The organism is Paenibacillus sp. FSL k6-2145 (assembly GCF_037976585.1).
GTDB lineage: Bacteria > Bacillota > Bacilli > Paenibacillales > Paenibacillaceae > Paenibacillus.
Window position 1 is genome coordinate 2,003,610 of the sequence record NZ_CP150267.1, and the last position, 13,867, is coordinate 2,017,476.

Genomic DNA, 13,867 nt, shown 5'->3' on the forward strand with positions numbered 1-13,867 from the left:
GACATGTTCATGTTCAATTCCAAATTCAAGCTCACGATCAAGTTCTGATATACGAAATAAACCTAAAAAAGAGAGCTAGGCACGGGTGTCGCCCCGGCTTAGCTCTCTTCTTTGGCTTGATTATTATCTAACACGATAAGCTAATGGTTATACGTGCATGACATGTTTTTCATCCGATAACCCCAGCGCCTTGGCTGTTGAAGAATGAACCTCTTTGAGAAGATCCAGATTCTCCACAAGGGATATGCCATAGGATGGAATCATTTCCTTGATCTTTGGCTCCCATGCCTCCATATGCTGCGGGAAGCACCGCTGAAGAATCTCAAGCATGACCTGAACCGCGGTGGATGCACCCGGTGATGCACCTAGCAGAGCCGCAATCGTTCCATCTGCAGACGTGACCACTTCTGTACCGAATTGGAGCGTACCCTTGCCACCTTGAACGGTATCCTTGATCACCTGCACACGCTGGCCCGCCAGAACCATATCCCAATCCTCGCTCTTCGCACCCGGAACAAAGTCACGCAATTCAGCCATGCGTTGTTCTTTAGATAACATCAGTTGTTGGATCAGATATTTGGTCAAAGAGATTTCTTTGACACCTGCTGCGAGCATCGTAAGCAGATTATGCATCTTAACCGACGTAATTAAGTCGGCATTGGAACCCGTCTTCAGGAACTTCGGTGAGAACCCGGCAAACGGTCCGAATAACAGCGACTTCTTATTGTCGATAAATCGGGTATCCAGATGCGGAACCGACATCGGCGGAGCCCCTACCGAAGCCTTGCCGTATACTTTGGCATGATGCTGTTCCACGACTTTTGGATTTTTGCACACCATAAAGATGCCACTGACCGGGAATCCGCCGATATGTTTACCTTCCGGAATGCCCGTCTTCTGGAGCAAATGCAGACTTCCACCGCCCGCGCCGATGAAGACAAATTTTGCCTTATGGCGTTCGACTGTACCGCTCTTCAGGTTTTTCACGGTTAATTCCCATTGTCCATCGCTGGTACGTTTCATATTCTTCACGCTATGTTCGTAGTGGATACCCACGTGTTGTTCCTTCAAATGTCTGATCAGCATACGCGTTAAAGCACCAAAGTTAACGTCCGTACCGGAGTCAATTTTGGTCGCTGCAACAGGTTCATTACTGGTACGATCTTTCATCATCAGCGGCATCCATTTCGCCAGTTCTTTCTTGTCATCCGAGAATTCCATGCCTGCGAACAGCGGGTGATTCGACAAGGAGTCATAACGTCTTTTCAGAAACTGGACATTGCTCTCTCCGTGTACATAACTCAAATGAGGAATCGGCATAATGAAGTCCCGCGGATTACGAATCAGACGGCTATTGACGAGATAGGACCAAAATTGCTTTGAGATCTGAAATTGTTCATTCACTTTAATCGCTTTGCTAATATCTACGGTTCCGTCTGGTCGTTCAACGGTATAGTTAAGTTCGCACAATGCAGCATGCCCGGTTCCGGCATTATTCCATTCGTTGGAGCTTTCCTCTCCTGCAGTGGCTAGCTTTTCGAAAACCTTAATATTCCAGTCTGGTGCCAATTCTTTTAGCAAAGTTCCCAAAGTTGCACTCATAATTCCGGCACCAATCAAGATAACATCTGTACTCGTTTGTCCCTGGCTCATGTCTACCGTCCTTATATCCTATATTTGCCAAAAGGATGTAAGCGTTATCGATTTGGCATTTGCAGCAAGCCCATTCTTGAACGGGGTCGCACCTTCTCTGAATGATTATAACCTTGATCTAGTGTATCAATAATATAGAGCAATTTAAATATGCAATTTCAAGATATTTGCTATTCCATCAGTATACGCTAGTTTACATCGGAACGTTAGCCCGGTTATAGGCCTGAAAGATATATTTGTTCAAAACAAAGAAAGGAACCCGGTTTTAGGGGGACTTTGGGTTATTACATGGATGCACTAAAAGCCGCTCTCGAATCTCTTCGTAAGGCGGCTTCATATATAAATAAACTATAAATAAACGATTACCACCCCCGGCGTCTCCGGGAGTACTCAGAAAATTGAAATTAGTTCCTTTGTATACGGATGGCGTTCTTCGGCGAACAACGCATCTGCACCAAAGCGGTCAACGATCTGACCTTCCCGCATGACGATGATACGCTGACTCATGCGATGTACCGCAGCCAGATCATGTGAGATGAACACGTATGATAGACCAAGTGATGTCCGCAGATCGGTAAGCAACTGCAACACTGCTCCTTGCGAGATCACGTCCAGGCTGGCTGTCGGTTCATCCAGAACGACAACGTCCGGCTCAATGCCAATGGCACGTGCAATCGTGACGCGCTGACGCTGTCCACCACTTAGCTCATGGGGGTAACGTCCAGCCAAATCGCTTGGAAGCTCGACCGCTTCCAGCAGCTTTTGGACGTATCCCTCCTTCGATGTGTAGGTAAAGTGGGACAGCTCGGCGTTCCGTCCAAGTTGTTCGTACGGATCGATTAGTGAATCGGCAATCTTGAGCTTCGGGTTTAGTGCTGCCATTGGATTCTGGAAAACAATCTGAATCTTCCGGCGATGAGGTCGCAACCGTCGGCCGCTCAGCCGCGCGATATCCTGTCCGCCCAGTGTAATTGAGCCCGTATCTGCATCTTCGATCCTCAACAGACAGCGTGCGAGTGTACTCTTGCCACAGCCGCTCTCGCCAACCAGGCCAAGGCATTCGCCGTGGTTCAGAGTGAAGGAAATATCATTCACAGCCGGTCGGTCTGCACCTGCATACGTTCGGCTGAGATGTTCCACGTGAAGCACAGGATTGCCAGGGATGCTGAGCGATGAAGCATTGCCTGTAACCGTGGTATCTATATCCGCATCTTTAACTGCATGATCTGTTTCTGTAGTATTTATGACTGCATTGTCTGTGTCTGCATGGTTTACGTCTTTTGCAAAATCGTGGCTTCGCACACCAGATTCTTCTTCGGACTGCACGAGTCCACGGCGTTCATCATTTGTGGTTGTCTTCATTCCGTTCCTGCCTCCTTCAATCCCGACTTCAGCGAGCGACTCAGGACGGGAGCCGCATCAATCAGCTGACGCGTATATTCATGCTGGGGATGGTCAAGAATGCGATGCTTCCCACCAGATTCGACGATCTGCCCTTCCTTCATCACAGCCAAGCGGTTGGCATAGCGACGTACATGGCGCCAGTCGTGTGTGATAAACAAAATGGCACATCCCGTCTCCGCTTGTTTGCGTGCCAGCAGTTCCAGTACGCGATGACCGGATACACTGTCGAGCGCCGTCGTTGCCTCGTCTGCGATTAACAAACGAGGAGACAGCATCAGCGATGTGGCAATCGAGGCCCGCTGAAGCTGCCCACCGCTCAACTGGAACGGGTAGCGGCGCAGCAATTCAGCGCCAAGGCCAACGGATTCCAATGCTTCCTCAGCCCGTTTCTTGCGGATGGAAGAAGACTTTTCCCCATGTACCTTCTGGTATTCATCAAAGTGTCCGCCAATGCTACGGAATGGCGTAAACGCTCCCTGATAGTCTTGAAAAATATATGAGATGCGGCTTCCCCGCAGGGCGCGCATCTCCTTCGGATTCCGTTCGAGCAGGTTGCTGCCTTCGAACATGACTCGACCCGACGCATGCAGGTTGGGCGGCAACAGACGACCAATGGCTTGCGAGAGCAAGCTTTTGCCGCTACCGCTCTGTCCAACCAATGCCATGAATTCACCTTCGCGAACAGCCAGAGAGACTTGATCTACAATAGTGCGATCCTGGCTGGAGATGCTCAGTTCCTCAATGGAGAGAATCATGGCTGCACCTCCTTCTTCACGTCAAACCGGTCTCGCAGATAGTCGCCCAGCATGTTCGCGAGCAGTACTACCGAGACAATGGCAAGACCAGGATAGATCATCAGCTCTGGCCGAGACTGGAAGTAAGGCCGCGAGTCATTCAGCATCGCACCCCATTCAGGTGTTGGCGGCTGTGCGCCAAGGCCAATGTAGGACAATGATGAGATGAGCAGAATAATTTTGCCCAGATCAAGACTGGCCAGCACGAGCACATGGCCTGCGATATGCGGAAGCAGATGTTTTCTCATGATACGACCGTCCGAAAGTCCGTTGGTCCGGGCGATGCGAATGTAATCCTTTTGTGACTCAGATAAGACCGTACTTCGAACGAGACGGGCGTAGCTAACCCACTTCACAATCACGATTGCCAATACCAGATTACCGATTCCCGCGCCAAGCAGGCCACTGAGCACAATCGCCACGATAGTATCAGGGAAAGCTAGAAAAGCATCAGCAATTCGCATGAACAGCTTATCGACCCATCCACGTTTGTATCCTGCGATAAGTCCAAACGGAATACCGATCAGCAGTGCAGCACCGAGTGCCAGCAAGCTATAACCCAGTGTTTGGCCGCCGCCAAGCAGCAGACGTGTCAGTACATCGCGGCCCAGATGGTCGGTACCGAACGGATGGAGAGCACTTGCGCCCTGCAATCGTCCGCGTAGATCCGTTAAGGTGTGATCATGCTTCAAGTATAAAAAGGCATATAAGGAGGCCGCGATGACCAGCAGTGCAAACAGCAGACCAATGATCGCCTGCCAGTTATGTTTTTTAGATTTTGTCGTTGGAATGAGCAGGGGTATGGTTTTCATCGGTGGGCCTCCTTTTCCTTCAGTTTCATTTCGGGATTCAAATAACGATAAGACAGATCAACTGCCGTATTCACGAGGAATACCACGATAGCCATGATCAGAATGTAACCCTGAATCAGTGGATAATCACGCTGGCGGATGGCGTCAACGACAAGCTTGCCGATACCCGGATAAGCGAACAACACTTCAATCACGACAACTCCGCCAATCAGGCTGCCGAGACTTACGCCAAATACCGTAATGACAGGCGGCAGACTGTGCCGAAACGCGTGAAGCATGAAGATCCGGCCTTCGGATAACCCTCTTGCCCGGGCGGACCGAACGAACTCCTGACTTAGTGAATCTAGCAGGCTGGAACGCAAAAGACGCACATAAACGCTGGAGATGGCAAGTCCCAGCGTCAGAGATGGCAGAATAAGCGAGGCGAATCCATCCCTGCCCATGGTCGGCAGATTGCCGAAGCGTACGCCGAACATGTCGATCAGGATTAGACCCAGCCAAAAGCTTGGCACCGCCGCACCCACAATGGAGAGCATCCGGCTGCCGCGGTCAATCCAACTGCCACGATGGAGTGCTGATAGCGAGCCGAGCGGGATAGCTATAACAAGCATGACCAGCAGTGCGCCAATCGTCAGTTCAGCCGTAGCAGGCAGCGCACGCATCAGGGTCTGCATGACGGGCTGACCTGTCGAGTACGATACGCCGAAGTCGAGTCGAACGAAATCGAGCAACCAGTTGCCGAACTGGACAGGAAGCGAATCGTTGAAACCCATTTCCTCGCGTACAGCTTCGACCTGCTCCTGACTAACAGACAGTTCGTCCACATTCAGGATCGTCAGCACCGGATCACCGGGAGCCAGACGAATGAACAGAAAGCTCACAAACATAATGAACAACAGAAAGATAAATACTTCAAGGAACTTCCGAAGCAAAATGCGAAACATTACATCACATCCAGCTTATTGGTGATCATGTAATATTCACTGCGAGTGGTAACCCAGTTCTTGATCTTCTTGCCGTTGTAGGCAACGATCGTACCTGGATGCAGCACGAATGAATTCAGCACGTTGTCATGCACATAGTTGGCTGCCTTCTCGGCTAGCTCTGCGCGCTTCTCTGGTGCAACTGTGAGATTCAATTCGTCGATGATCTTGGTCAGCTCCGGATCTTCCGATCCGCTGAAGTTAAGAGCACCTTTCGGATGGTACGTCGCATTCAGGTAATATCCTGCATCCCCACGCGGAGCTGTCAAATTACTGTAGGTCGCAATATCCCAGTCGCGGTTGGATGCCATATAATCTTCTGGCGTGTCAATCTGACGGATCTGCACGTCGATGCCGATCTTCTTCGCATCAGATTGGAACACTTGAGCAATCAGTGGCAGATCGGCACGGGCTGAATATGTCAGCAGCGTCAACTGCAACGGTTTGCCGTCCTTGGTCATCACGCCGTTTTGCTGCGTGTACCCTGCTTCGCCAAGATATTTTACAGCGACATCAGCTCCGGATTCCGTTGCTGTATCCGTATAGGTTGGTGCGAATGGCAGCGATGGCAGGAACGGTCCGATAGCAGCTTCACCGTAGCCGAGCAGGATCGTGTCCACGATACCCTGACGGTCAATCAGAGCATCCAGCGCACGACGAACATTGAGGTCCTTCATACTCTCCCGCTGCATGTTCATCGTTAGCTGATGCACGCGGAATGTCGATGTGGACTCAACCTTCATGCCGTCCATCGCTTTGAGCGATTCGAGGCTTTCGACTTCCGGACGGTATACGATATCTACCTGACCAGATTTGAGCGCTAGTGTACGGGCATTGGCATCTTCATTGAATGAGAACGTGATGGAATCCAGAGGCGATGCTCCGTCCCAGTATTCATCATAACGATTCAGTTCCAGCTTGCTGCCTGGGGTAAAAGAAGTCAGTTTAAACGGACCCGTACCAATGGGCTTGTTCACAATGTCCGGCTCACTCACGTCGATAATCGCCGTGTTCGGATTCACCAGCTCGGAAGCGAACTCCGGGAACGGCTGAGTTGTGGTGATCTCCAGCTTGTCGCCCTCGGCTTCAATCGTATCGATTTTCAGCGCGTTCTGGATGGCTACATTCTCTTCTAGTGCCCGCTCAAGGGATGCCTTAACGGATTCACCTGTCATTGGCTTGCCGTTCTGGAAGGTCACATCATCTCGCAGGTCGATCGTCCAATGTTGCCCATCTTCGCTCTTCCAGCTCTCGGCGAGCCATGGAGCAACCGTCAGGTTCTCTTCATCGAGACGAACCAGCGTTTCCGTAATGCCCGCGCGCAGCGGCACATAGCTGGAATCCACATGTGGATCTAGCGAACTCGTGGAGAAGTTATATAGGAAGTGAACATTTTTATTATCGGTGGATGGTTGCGCAGCGGGACTAGACTCAGATGATCCGCAGGCGCTCAACAGTCCAGCGCTCAAGGCCAAGGAGAACAGCGCTAGCAGTGGCGTCTTTTTATTCAAGGTAATGCCCCTCTCTCTTAATCGTAATCATTATGATCTGAACAATGAGTATTATCATATCGTAATGATTACGTTTTGACAAGAGTTATGTTGGTGTTAGAACGAGAAAAAATCCGACTCTCGGATGAGAGCGGATTCTTCATGTTTTTTGTTACATATGAGGGCTTGATTAGTAGGTATTTTCTTTACGATCCGTGATTGTTTACAGGTAGAACCACGCAGGGTTTCTCGAAAAGTTACAATCCAGTTTCGTAGTCTTCCAGCAAATGTGACCAGTAACCTTCGACATTCTTCATTGCTATCGGATCAATCTTCTCAAAATAACCACGAAGTGCTCTAGCATACTCATCTGAGGTATATGTACCTTCCAGTCTCATTTTAGTTGCCAGTTCACTTCTAATTAGATGAAACAAAAAGAAGGTTCCCAAATTCTTATTGAGCATATATACGTTGGATTTATCCAATGATGATGTTGTGAAAAACATATCGCTCCCTTGTTTTAGATACAGACCATACGAGTCACGCATACCATAACTTGCGAATTGACCAATCTGAATATATTCTTCTCCTTCAATAACTTTCACTTGGAAAGCTTCAGATTCATAAAAGGAAAAATCATCATACTGTTCCGGAACACCAATGTCGATTAAAAAATGAGCATTCTCTTCAGTTACTCCCCAAGCTTTTAATTTAGTATAGTCATAATTTATTATTTCCGTGTCATAGTAGTCCTTTATCTCTACGATATCAAAATCCATACTCTCACTCCTCTAACTTTTAAAATGCTTGAGCTAGAGCCATAAGACTGATCTAAAAAATCACTGGTGCGTCCAGGCTTCCAGTCCCTCATCACTTATATCAATTGGTGCCTGCTTAGACATGTATTCGGCATGGGCTAGAGGAAAAGCATAGCCACCTGTAATAATCTCACCATGTTTTCTCCTAATGCGTCCTCCTCTTTCGATTAAAAGAATCAAAGGTTCATACAAATCATGAAACTCCGACGCAATTTCATTTCCGGAATCAAATAATAACAACCATTCCAAATATGCTTCACACGTTCCTTTTAGGAAACTGTTTTTCAATTCCTTTAATTGAGGACATTTTTCAGTTATATCCAGATCAACGTCATATCCGAACGCACGAGAAGCGTTGAAAAAGGGATACGATGTTTTCAAACTGTATGTAGTGGTCAATATTGCTGCTCTTCTAATATACTCCTGTAATAATGCCATGTTTGAGGGCTCATCTGTTCTACCGGAAGTACCCCAATTGATGCTGTTTATTCTTTCTATACCTTTATATAATTGATTCATTAATACCTCCTCCTCTAGAGTCAACTACTCAATTCTATCAACCTCAGAATATATACAGGATTGTACTTTCACTAATAAATGCGCTAGGTAATATATCTAGTAAATTTTCAATTCTACCCGTCATATATTCTAACTCACTCCCGTATAAATGTTCCTTTGTCCACTCACTTAATCGTTTTAACTCAACTACAGCAGCTTCTAATTGGTGAAAATATATTTTAGATCCATCCCGAATTAGAGCTATTCCTAATTCATGTATTGCTATTTCCCAGTACTCATCATAAAATTCCTGAGTAGCAATATTCTCACTGAGTGTAAGCTCACTATTCTGGGCCTCTATATCCCCGTTATATCTGTATAGACCTACGGACATTAGTATCCCCCCAGTTTGATCAACATGATCCTATTCAATGTCGCTAATATCTTGTACTGAAATATTTAAATGTCTCCAATACTTAAGAGGATAAGCTGAACTACCTACAACCATTTCGCCTTGTCTTATGTTGAAACTCCCACCTAGTTCGAAGAGTTTTAGCATCGGTTCGTAGAGGTCGATATATTGAATTGCTTCATCCACTCCCTGATCTGCTAATTCGGAGACTTCTAAATAACCGTAGCAAATCACCTTCACATAAGGATTTCCTAGTGTGTCCAGTTTTGAACAGGTTCGATATACTTTTTCATCTATGGCTTTTCCAAGGATTTTAGCAAAACTAAATAGGGGATACTGATCTATTGAAGCATCCATCTCATTTAATAATTGATTAACGCGTCTAAGATATTCTTTAATCAGAACATGAGAAGATTCTAGTGAGCTATCTTCGGTATCCTCAAATGAAATAAACGACAAACGTTCAATAGCTTTGGTTAGTAGCTGCCCCATGTGTTGCTCTCCTCTCGATTAACTATTAAACCTATTTAGAGTTACGTACAAGGTAACGACTAAATAACGCAGCCCTGGCAACTGCGTTATCGTTTTAAAGTATGTTCTTTAATCTCAATCAGTCGTATTCAATATACACGCTGCAACCGTTCGTTTTGCCTAGTTCTAAAAATGTTGATATCTGATGTGCTACTTCTGGGAGAGTAGGAACAATGTTCTTAACATTCTCTATTTGCTCACCAGTTACTTTACTCTTGTAGAATACCATTGTCAGTAGACTCATACTGGCACATAAGATCCAATAATGTATCAAAATATCCATTCCACATCTTTAGGATATTTTTCTCCGCAGAGTTTCCAAATACAATTAATATTTCCGGTTGCCCCTCGTAACCAACATAATAAAAGTCACTAACTTTATCTTCTTTCATAGTTCATCAACTCTCCAACGCTCATAAAGAGCATTACCCTCGCTCTAATGAACTTAGGTACTCGCTTATTATACTCATTTCACCTATTTTAACCCCTTAAGAAATTCCTCTAATAGTTTTTGGCTGGCAGTGCCTGTTCCTGAAATTGCATTATGCACACGATCTAATATCATAGGATGATTTATAATTCGTTGCTTATGTTCAGTAGATGTGTAACTTCTTAATGTATCTATACATATTTCAAACAACTCGCTGTCTTCAACAGAAAGTAGAGAACGCAGGATTTCAAATTCTTGTGTGTGCTGTGTACTATCTAGACAGTAAGCCAGTTTTTTCTTCCAGTACAGTGGCTTATTCAACACCTCAATGGTTAACTGATCCCAATCACTTTGTCCGAAATCCTCCAATAATTCTGCTGCTATAATACAACCGTCATCATACCAGGAATCAACTGTCGTCACAGCTGATAAAAGATTATCTAATAGTTTGTACATATTAAACATTAACCTCTATCTAGTCATCTCCCAGTTTGATCCTACTTTCTGGATACCGGTAAGATTAATCCATGTAAGAAATGGCCGTCTTGATAATATTCGTTAATTTTAATTCAGGATATTTTTTATCACATTCCTTGAGGGTGTTGATATATTCTGTACTTTGGAGATTATAAGCTATTTCTTCAAACACCTCACTAACCCAAATAAGTTCGTCCTTACTACAGTTCTTGAGGAATTGAATCGTCTCATCTTCATTTTGGCTTAGTATATTAATTAGTTCATCTCTGTATTGCTCGATTACTGGATCGTTCATATGAAGAGCCGCTCTTTTTCGTTTTACTTCTCTAAACTCTTCGATCAATTATAGTGACCTCCATTTTTAGAACATTGAACCCAATCGATTTACAATTTTTCAAATCATTTTAGGATCTTTATAGCACCAATCAGAGTCATAAATCATTGAGTTTATCTTTTGTATGTCTTCCCAAGTGTAGACCCAATCGTAATCAGACACCCAAAAATAGTCGGATCTATTAAGATTCAGGTATTCATAAACAAAACGAAGAATGACCCCTTCTGCTCCAAACACCTCTTCTATTGTACCTACTCGAATGAGTTCATGATCAGGATCCAAATCAAGATCTTCATAGTCACTGAATATTACACTCTTATTTTCCTTTGCCTTCACATACATAATGAATTGATGATTATTCTCGTCGCTGTTGTAGGAATGAGCCAGTATGTTCAACGTTGTAGAAGAGAATTTTCCATTTTCAAGATTTTTATGATTATCAAAAATAATCCGGTTATCGGAGTTAAATGCTGCAATCATAGTGTCAGACAAAAACTTTTCTGGCGTATACTTTTCACGCTCTATCAGGAAAAAAGCATTGGTTCCCATTAGTTATCCTCTTCTTTATTAATTTAAGGACTGTAGAACTGCTATGAACGGAGCATGCCCCGTTTCTTGGTTTTGTAACAAACTTGGTTTACGAAATCTTAAACTCGTCTGCAGTTCAATTACAGGCGCTTCAGTCCTAACTTCTTTAAGCAAAACTTTTATCCAAAGGGGGCAGAAGGGTACTCTACAACCCAGTATCTTTATAACAGAATCAATATCGAACTCGCGTCCGTCTAAATTATTCGGATTTAACATTCCCCGGTAAAGATATTCGTCTGTAGAATTTAAAGATTTACCCAACTCCTCAATCGGAGTGATTATGAATTTACTGTTCTCACCCAGGACTTCGTTATGATAAGAAGATAATTCATGTACAGTTCTTAATAAGTATTCCTTAAAAGAATCTAGATCCATATATTTTATCAACATGCCTACTCCGTTAATTTAAATTTAATTCAGCACTTGTCTTTAAATTATAATTTAAAATTCATTCTTCGCCGTGGCTTCTAACCAGTTTGCTGCATCTTGACCTAGAAGGACTGTTGGGTTTTCAGGAGTGCCAACATTAATGCTATGAAACTCCTTCAAACCTCGATTCGCTTATATCTACATTTATTAATGAAGCGCTACTAAAGTCAGTTAGAGAGAAGCTACTTGCCGAAAAATTACAATCTATAATCGTAGCCCTTTTAAAATCAGTCTCCCAAAAATCACCTCTAGCAAATCTTACGCCATTCAAAGTTGCATTAGAAAATTCAGCATACCATAAGTCCGACTTATAAAAATCAACATCCACTAATTCTGCGTCATTATAAGTTGACGAAATTAGAACTGAGGCATGGAAATCCATGTTGTTCAGACTAAGATTATCAAAATTACAGCTAGTCATATACGATTGTTCCAAACACAAACCAGTTAACTCATAATGTTGAAAATCAACTTCCTGTAATCGTAGCTTCTCACCTTCTTGACCACTAGTCTCTACCCACTTTTTGTGAAGCTCAAATTTAAGAGCTAAATTTTGATTCATAGCTTTAAAGGCCAACCTTTTTCAAAAAAAGTTCTAATAACTCAGCGTACTCTTCCTGATCTTCTTCATCAGCCCATTCAAATTGAGAAAGATTACTCTTGATAGTCTGGAGTAATCTTTTTAGTTGTGATAAGTCTCTGAAATTATTCGTTTCAATAGAACAAAGAAGCTTCAACAAATGTCCATCATACATCTCCCCAGCAAGGGGATCTTCTGATAAAATTTCTATAGCCTTTTCTATACCAAGATCTATAAATACATGTTGGCCCAACATTCTACTAACATCTTCTAAATCAAGCTCATTCACTTTTTTATTTACAAGTCTATCGTACCAATGATCCAAAGGTGAATCAGAGTTATCAGTCTGGATATTTTGATCTATTGAATATATTTCTTTAATTAATTTACTCATTTATTTTATTCCTCCAAATGGTTCAAATAAATCCTCGATTTTTTTCAAATTAGTATTGGCCTTGTCTAAGGCTCCCTCCAATGTACCTTTCAGTGAAGGCGATAGATTAGGGTTCTGTAGAGAACCTTCTAATCCGCGTTTTATTTTACTTAATCCTTTATATGAGTCCTGCATCTCTTGTAAATGATTCCAATACCCGCCTGTTTTTTTGTTCGGCACTGGGTTTCCTTGCAAATCACGTAAAGTACCGGAAAAATCCATCTCAGTAAGATGCTTATCAACTATATTATCCAATGTTGTAAGGTTCCTTTGTTGCGCTCTAGAAAGATCCTCGACAATAGGAGAGCTCGGTGTTCCCTCAACTGTTTTCTCCGCTGGCTTATTACCCATTTTGGCTTCCGATTCAGCTTTCTTTATATTATTCTGAATCTTAGATGCCAAGCCAGATGACGAAGTTTTAAACGGTCCTGAACGTCCCGGCATACTCCCACGAACCATCTGAATCGCCATGAATATCTGACTAAACTTCAGAGACGCAACCATCATCTGAGCATACTTATACGATACAGGCTCTCCTGTCGTAGGATGAATGCCCATCTCAAACGCCTTGATCTGTAACGCAAAAATATCTTCCCCAGGCGGTTCAACGTTCACAGCTTGCATGCGATTAAAGTCCAGATTTCCCTGATCCCTCTGATAAGCCTGAAGAGCAGCCTGATCCGCAACACCATTCTCGTTGACGGGCATCCATACCAATTTACCGAACATATTGATTTGCGCCATCCGATAGCCCTTGTCACCCGAACCTGAATCACCTGTTGATTTGGTCATCATAGCTGCAGCACCGACTGCTCCAAACGCACCACCCAGACTTCCCTTCTGAGCATCTGCATCTTGGAAACGCGTGGCGATATCCTTCAATCCCTTGGATGTATTCACCATACTCTCCAACGCTTTATCCAGTATAGGTCGTGACTGCTCGAACTCATAGTAAAATCGCTCCTGCGTCGCGCCCATCCACATCATCTGAACGAACATGATCTGTCTCGTCAGATCACTTCGTATACTCTCCAACTGTTGTCTGGCTTGATCCACCTGATTCGATACGTGATGTAGTTGTTCAGGGGTAACTTTGATTGTACTCATACGTTTCTCCGCTCATTTGAAATAGGATTATCCTATGTTAGCAGAAGTGTAATATGTAAACTATCCGGCTAACATCCTGATTTCACCATGGTAA

Annotated in this window: 17 protein-coding genes; all 17 read right to left on the reverse strand. The window is 44.2% G+C overall.

Translation table 11 applies throughout. The features are described 5' to 3' along the window. Positions 1–147: 147 nt before the first annotated feature. Positions 148–1,653: a malate:quinone oxidoreductase gene (locus NZ043_RS08785; protein ID WP_339311508.1), complete on the reverse strand. Its 1,506-nt coding sequence runs from the start codon at positions 1,651–1,653 to the stop codon at positions 148–150. A gap of 390 nt (positions 1,654–2,043) precedes the next feature. Next, the gene (locus NZ043_RS08790; RefSeq protein WP_339311510.1) at positions 2,044–3,015 is read right to left on the reverse strand and encodes a dipeptide/oligopeptide/nickel ABC transporter ATP-binding protein; all 972 of its coding nucleotides are present in this window, start codon (positions 3,013–3,015) and stop codon (positions 2,044–2,046) included. Continuing rightward, a complete protein-coding gene (locus NZ043_RS08795; RefSeq protein WP_091035373.1) occupies positions 3,012–3,812 on the reverse strand; it encodes an ABC transporter ATP-binding protein in 801 nt (266 codons plus the stop codon). Before NZ043_RS08795 ends, NZ043_RS08790 begins: the two co-directional genes overlap by 4 nt. After that, positions 3,809–4,663, reverse strand: coding sequence for a nickel transporter permease (nikC, locus tag NZ043_RS08800; RefSeq protein ID WP_091035370.1), 855 nt, complete (start codon positions 4,661–4,663; stop codon positions 3,809–3,811). The genes NZ043_RS08795 and nikC overlap by 4 nt, the downstream gene beginning before the upstream one ends. Beyond that, entirely contained in the window at positions 4,660–5,607 is a 948-nt protein-coding gene (gene nikB, locus NZ043_RS08805) for a nickel ABC transporter permease (protein WP_091035368.1), read from the reverse strand. The genes nikC and nikB overlap by 4 nt, the downstream gene beginning before the upstream one ends. Then, positions 5,607–7,157, reverse strand: coding sequence for a nickel ABC transporter substrate-binding protein (nikA, locus tag NZ043_RS08810; RefSeq protein ID WP_091035365.1), 1,551 nt, complete (start codon positions 7,155–7,157; stop codon positions 5,607–5,609). Before nikA ends, nikB begins: the two co-directional genes overlap by 1 nt. 236 nt (positions 7,158–7,393) lie before the next feature. Next, positions 7,394–7,915, reverse strand: coding sequence for an SUKH-4 family immunity protein (locus tag NZ043_RS08815; RefSeq protein WP_133386362.1), 522 nt, complete (start codon positions 7,913–7,915; stop codon positions 7,394–7,396). A gap of 60 nt (positions 7,916–7,975) precedes the next feature. Then, positions 7,976–8,473, reverse strand: coding sequence for a hypothetical protein (locus NZ043_RS08820; RefSeq protein WP_133386363.1), 498 nt, complete (start codon positions 8,471–8,473; stop codon positions 7,976–7,978). 43 nt (positions 8,474–8,516) lie between these two features. Next, entirely contained in the window at positions 8,517–8,846 is a 330-nt protein-coding gene (locus NZ043_RS08825) for a hypothetical protein (RefSeq protein WP_133386364.1), read from the reverse strand. A 30-nt stretch (positions 8,847–8,876) separates the two neighbouring features. After that, positions 8,877–9,356, reverse strand: coding sequence for a hypothetical protein (locus NZ043_RS08830; RefSeq protein ID WP_133386365.1), 480 nt, complete (start codon positions 9,354–9,356; stop codon positions 8,877–8,879). Positions 9,357–9,604: 248 nt separating this feature from the next. Continuing rightward, the gene (locus tag NZ043_RS08835) at positions 9,605–9,787 is read right to left on the reverse strand and encodes a hypothetical protein (protein WP_133386366.1); all 183 of its coding nucleotides are present in this window, start codon (positions 9,785–9,787) and stop codon (positions 9,605–9,607) included. A gap of 83 nt (positions 9,788–9,870) precedes the next feature. Continuing rightward, positions 9,871–10,281 carry a hypothetical protein gene (locus tag NZ043_RS08840; RefSeq protein WP_133386367.1) on the reverse strand — a complete coding sequence of 137 codons (411 nt, stop codon included), beginning with the start codon at positions 10,279–10,281 and terminating at the stop codon, positions 9,871–9,873. A 64-nt stretch (positions 10,282–10,345) separates the two neighbouring features. Further along, positions 10,346–10,645, reverse strand: a complete 300-nt coding sequence (locus NZ043_RS08845; protein WP_240768214.1) for a hypothetical protein — start codon at positions 10,643–10,645, stop codon at positions 10,346–10,348. Between the two features lie 51 nt (positions 10,646–10,696). After that, the gene (locus tag NZ043_RS08850) at positions 10,697–11,185 is read right to left on the reverse strand and encodes a hypothetical protein (protein ID WP_133386368.1); all 489 of its coding nucleotides are present in this window, start codon (positions 11,183–11,185) and stop codon (positions 10,697–10,699) included. Between the two features lie 571 nt (positions 11,186–11,756). After that, positions 11,757–12,215 (reverse strand): pentapeptide repeat-containing protein, encoded by a 459-nt coding sequence (locus NZ043_RS08855; RefSeq protein WP_206105802.1) that lies wholly within the window; start codon positions 12,213–12,215, stop codon positions 11,757–11,759. 4 nt (positions 12,216–12,219) lie between these two features. Continuing rightward, the gene (locus NZ043_RS08860; RefSeq protein ID WP_133386369.1) at positions 12,220–12,627 is read right to left on the reverse strand and encodes a contact-dependent growth inhibition system immunity protein; all 408 of its coding nucleotides are present in this window, start codon (positions 12,625–12,627) and stop codon (positions 12,220–12,222) included. Further along, on the reverse strand, positions 12,628–13,773 hold the full coding sequence (locus NZ043_RS08865) for a WXG100 family type VII secretion target (protein ID WP_339311521.1): 1,146 nt from the start codon (positions 13,771–13,773) through the stop codon (positions 12,628–12,630). Positions 13,774–13,867 lie beyond the last annotated feature (94 nt).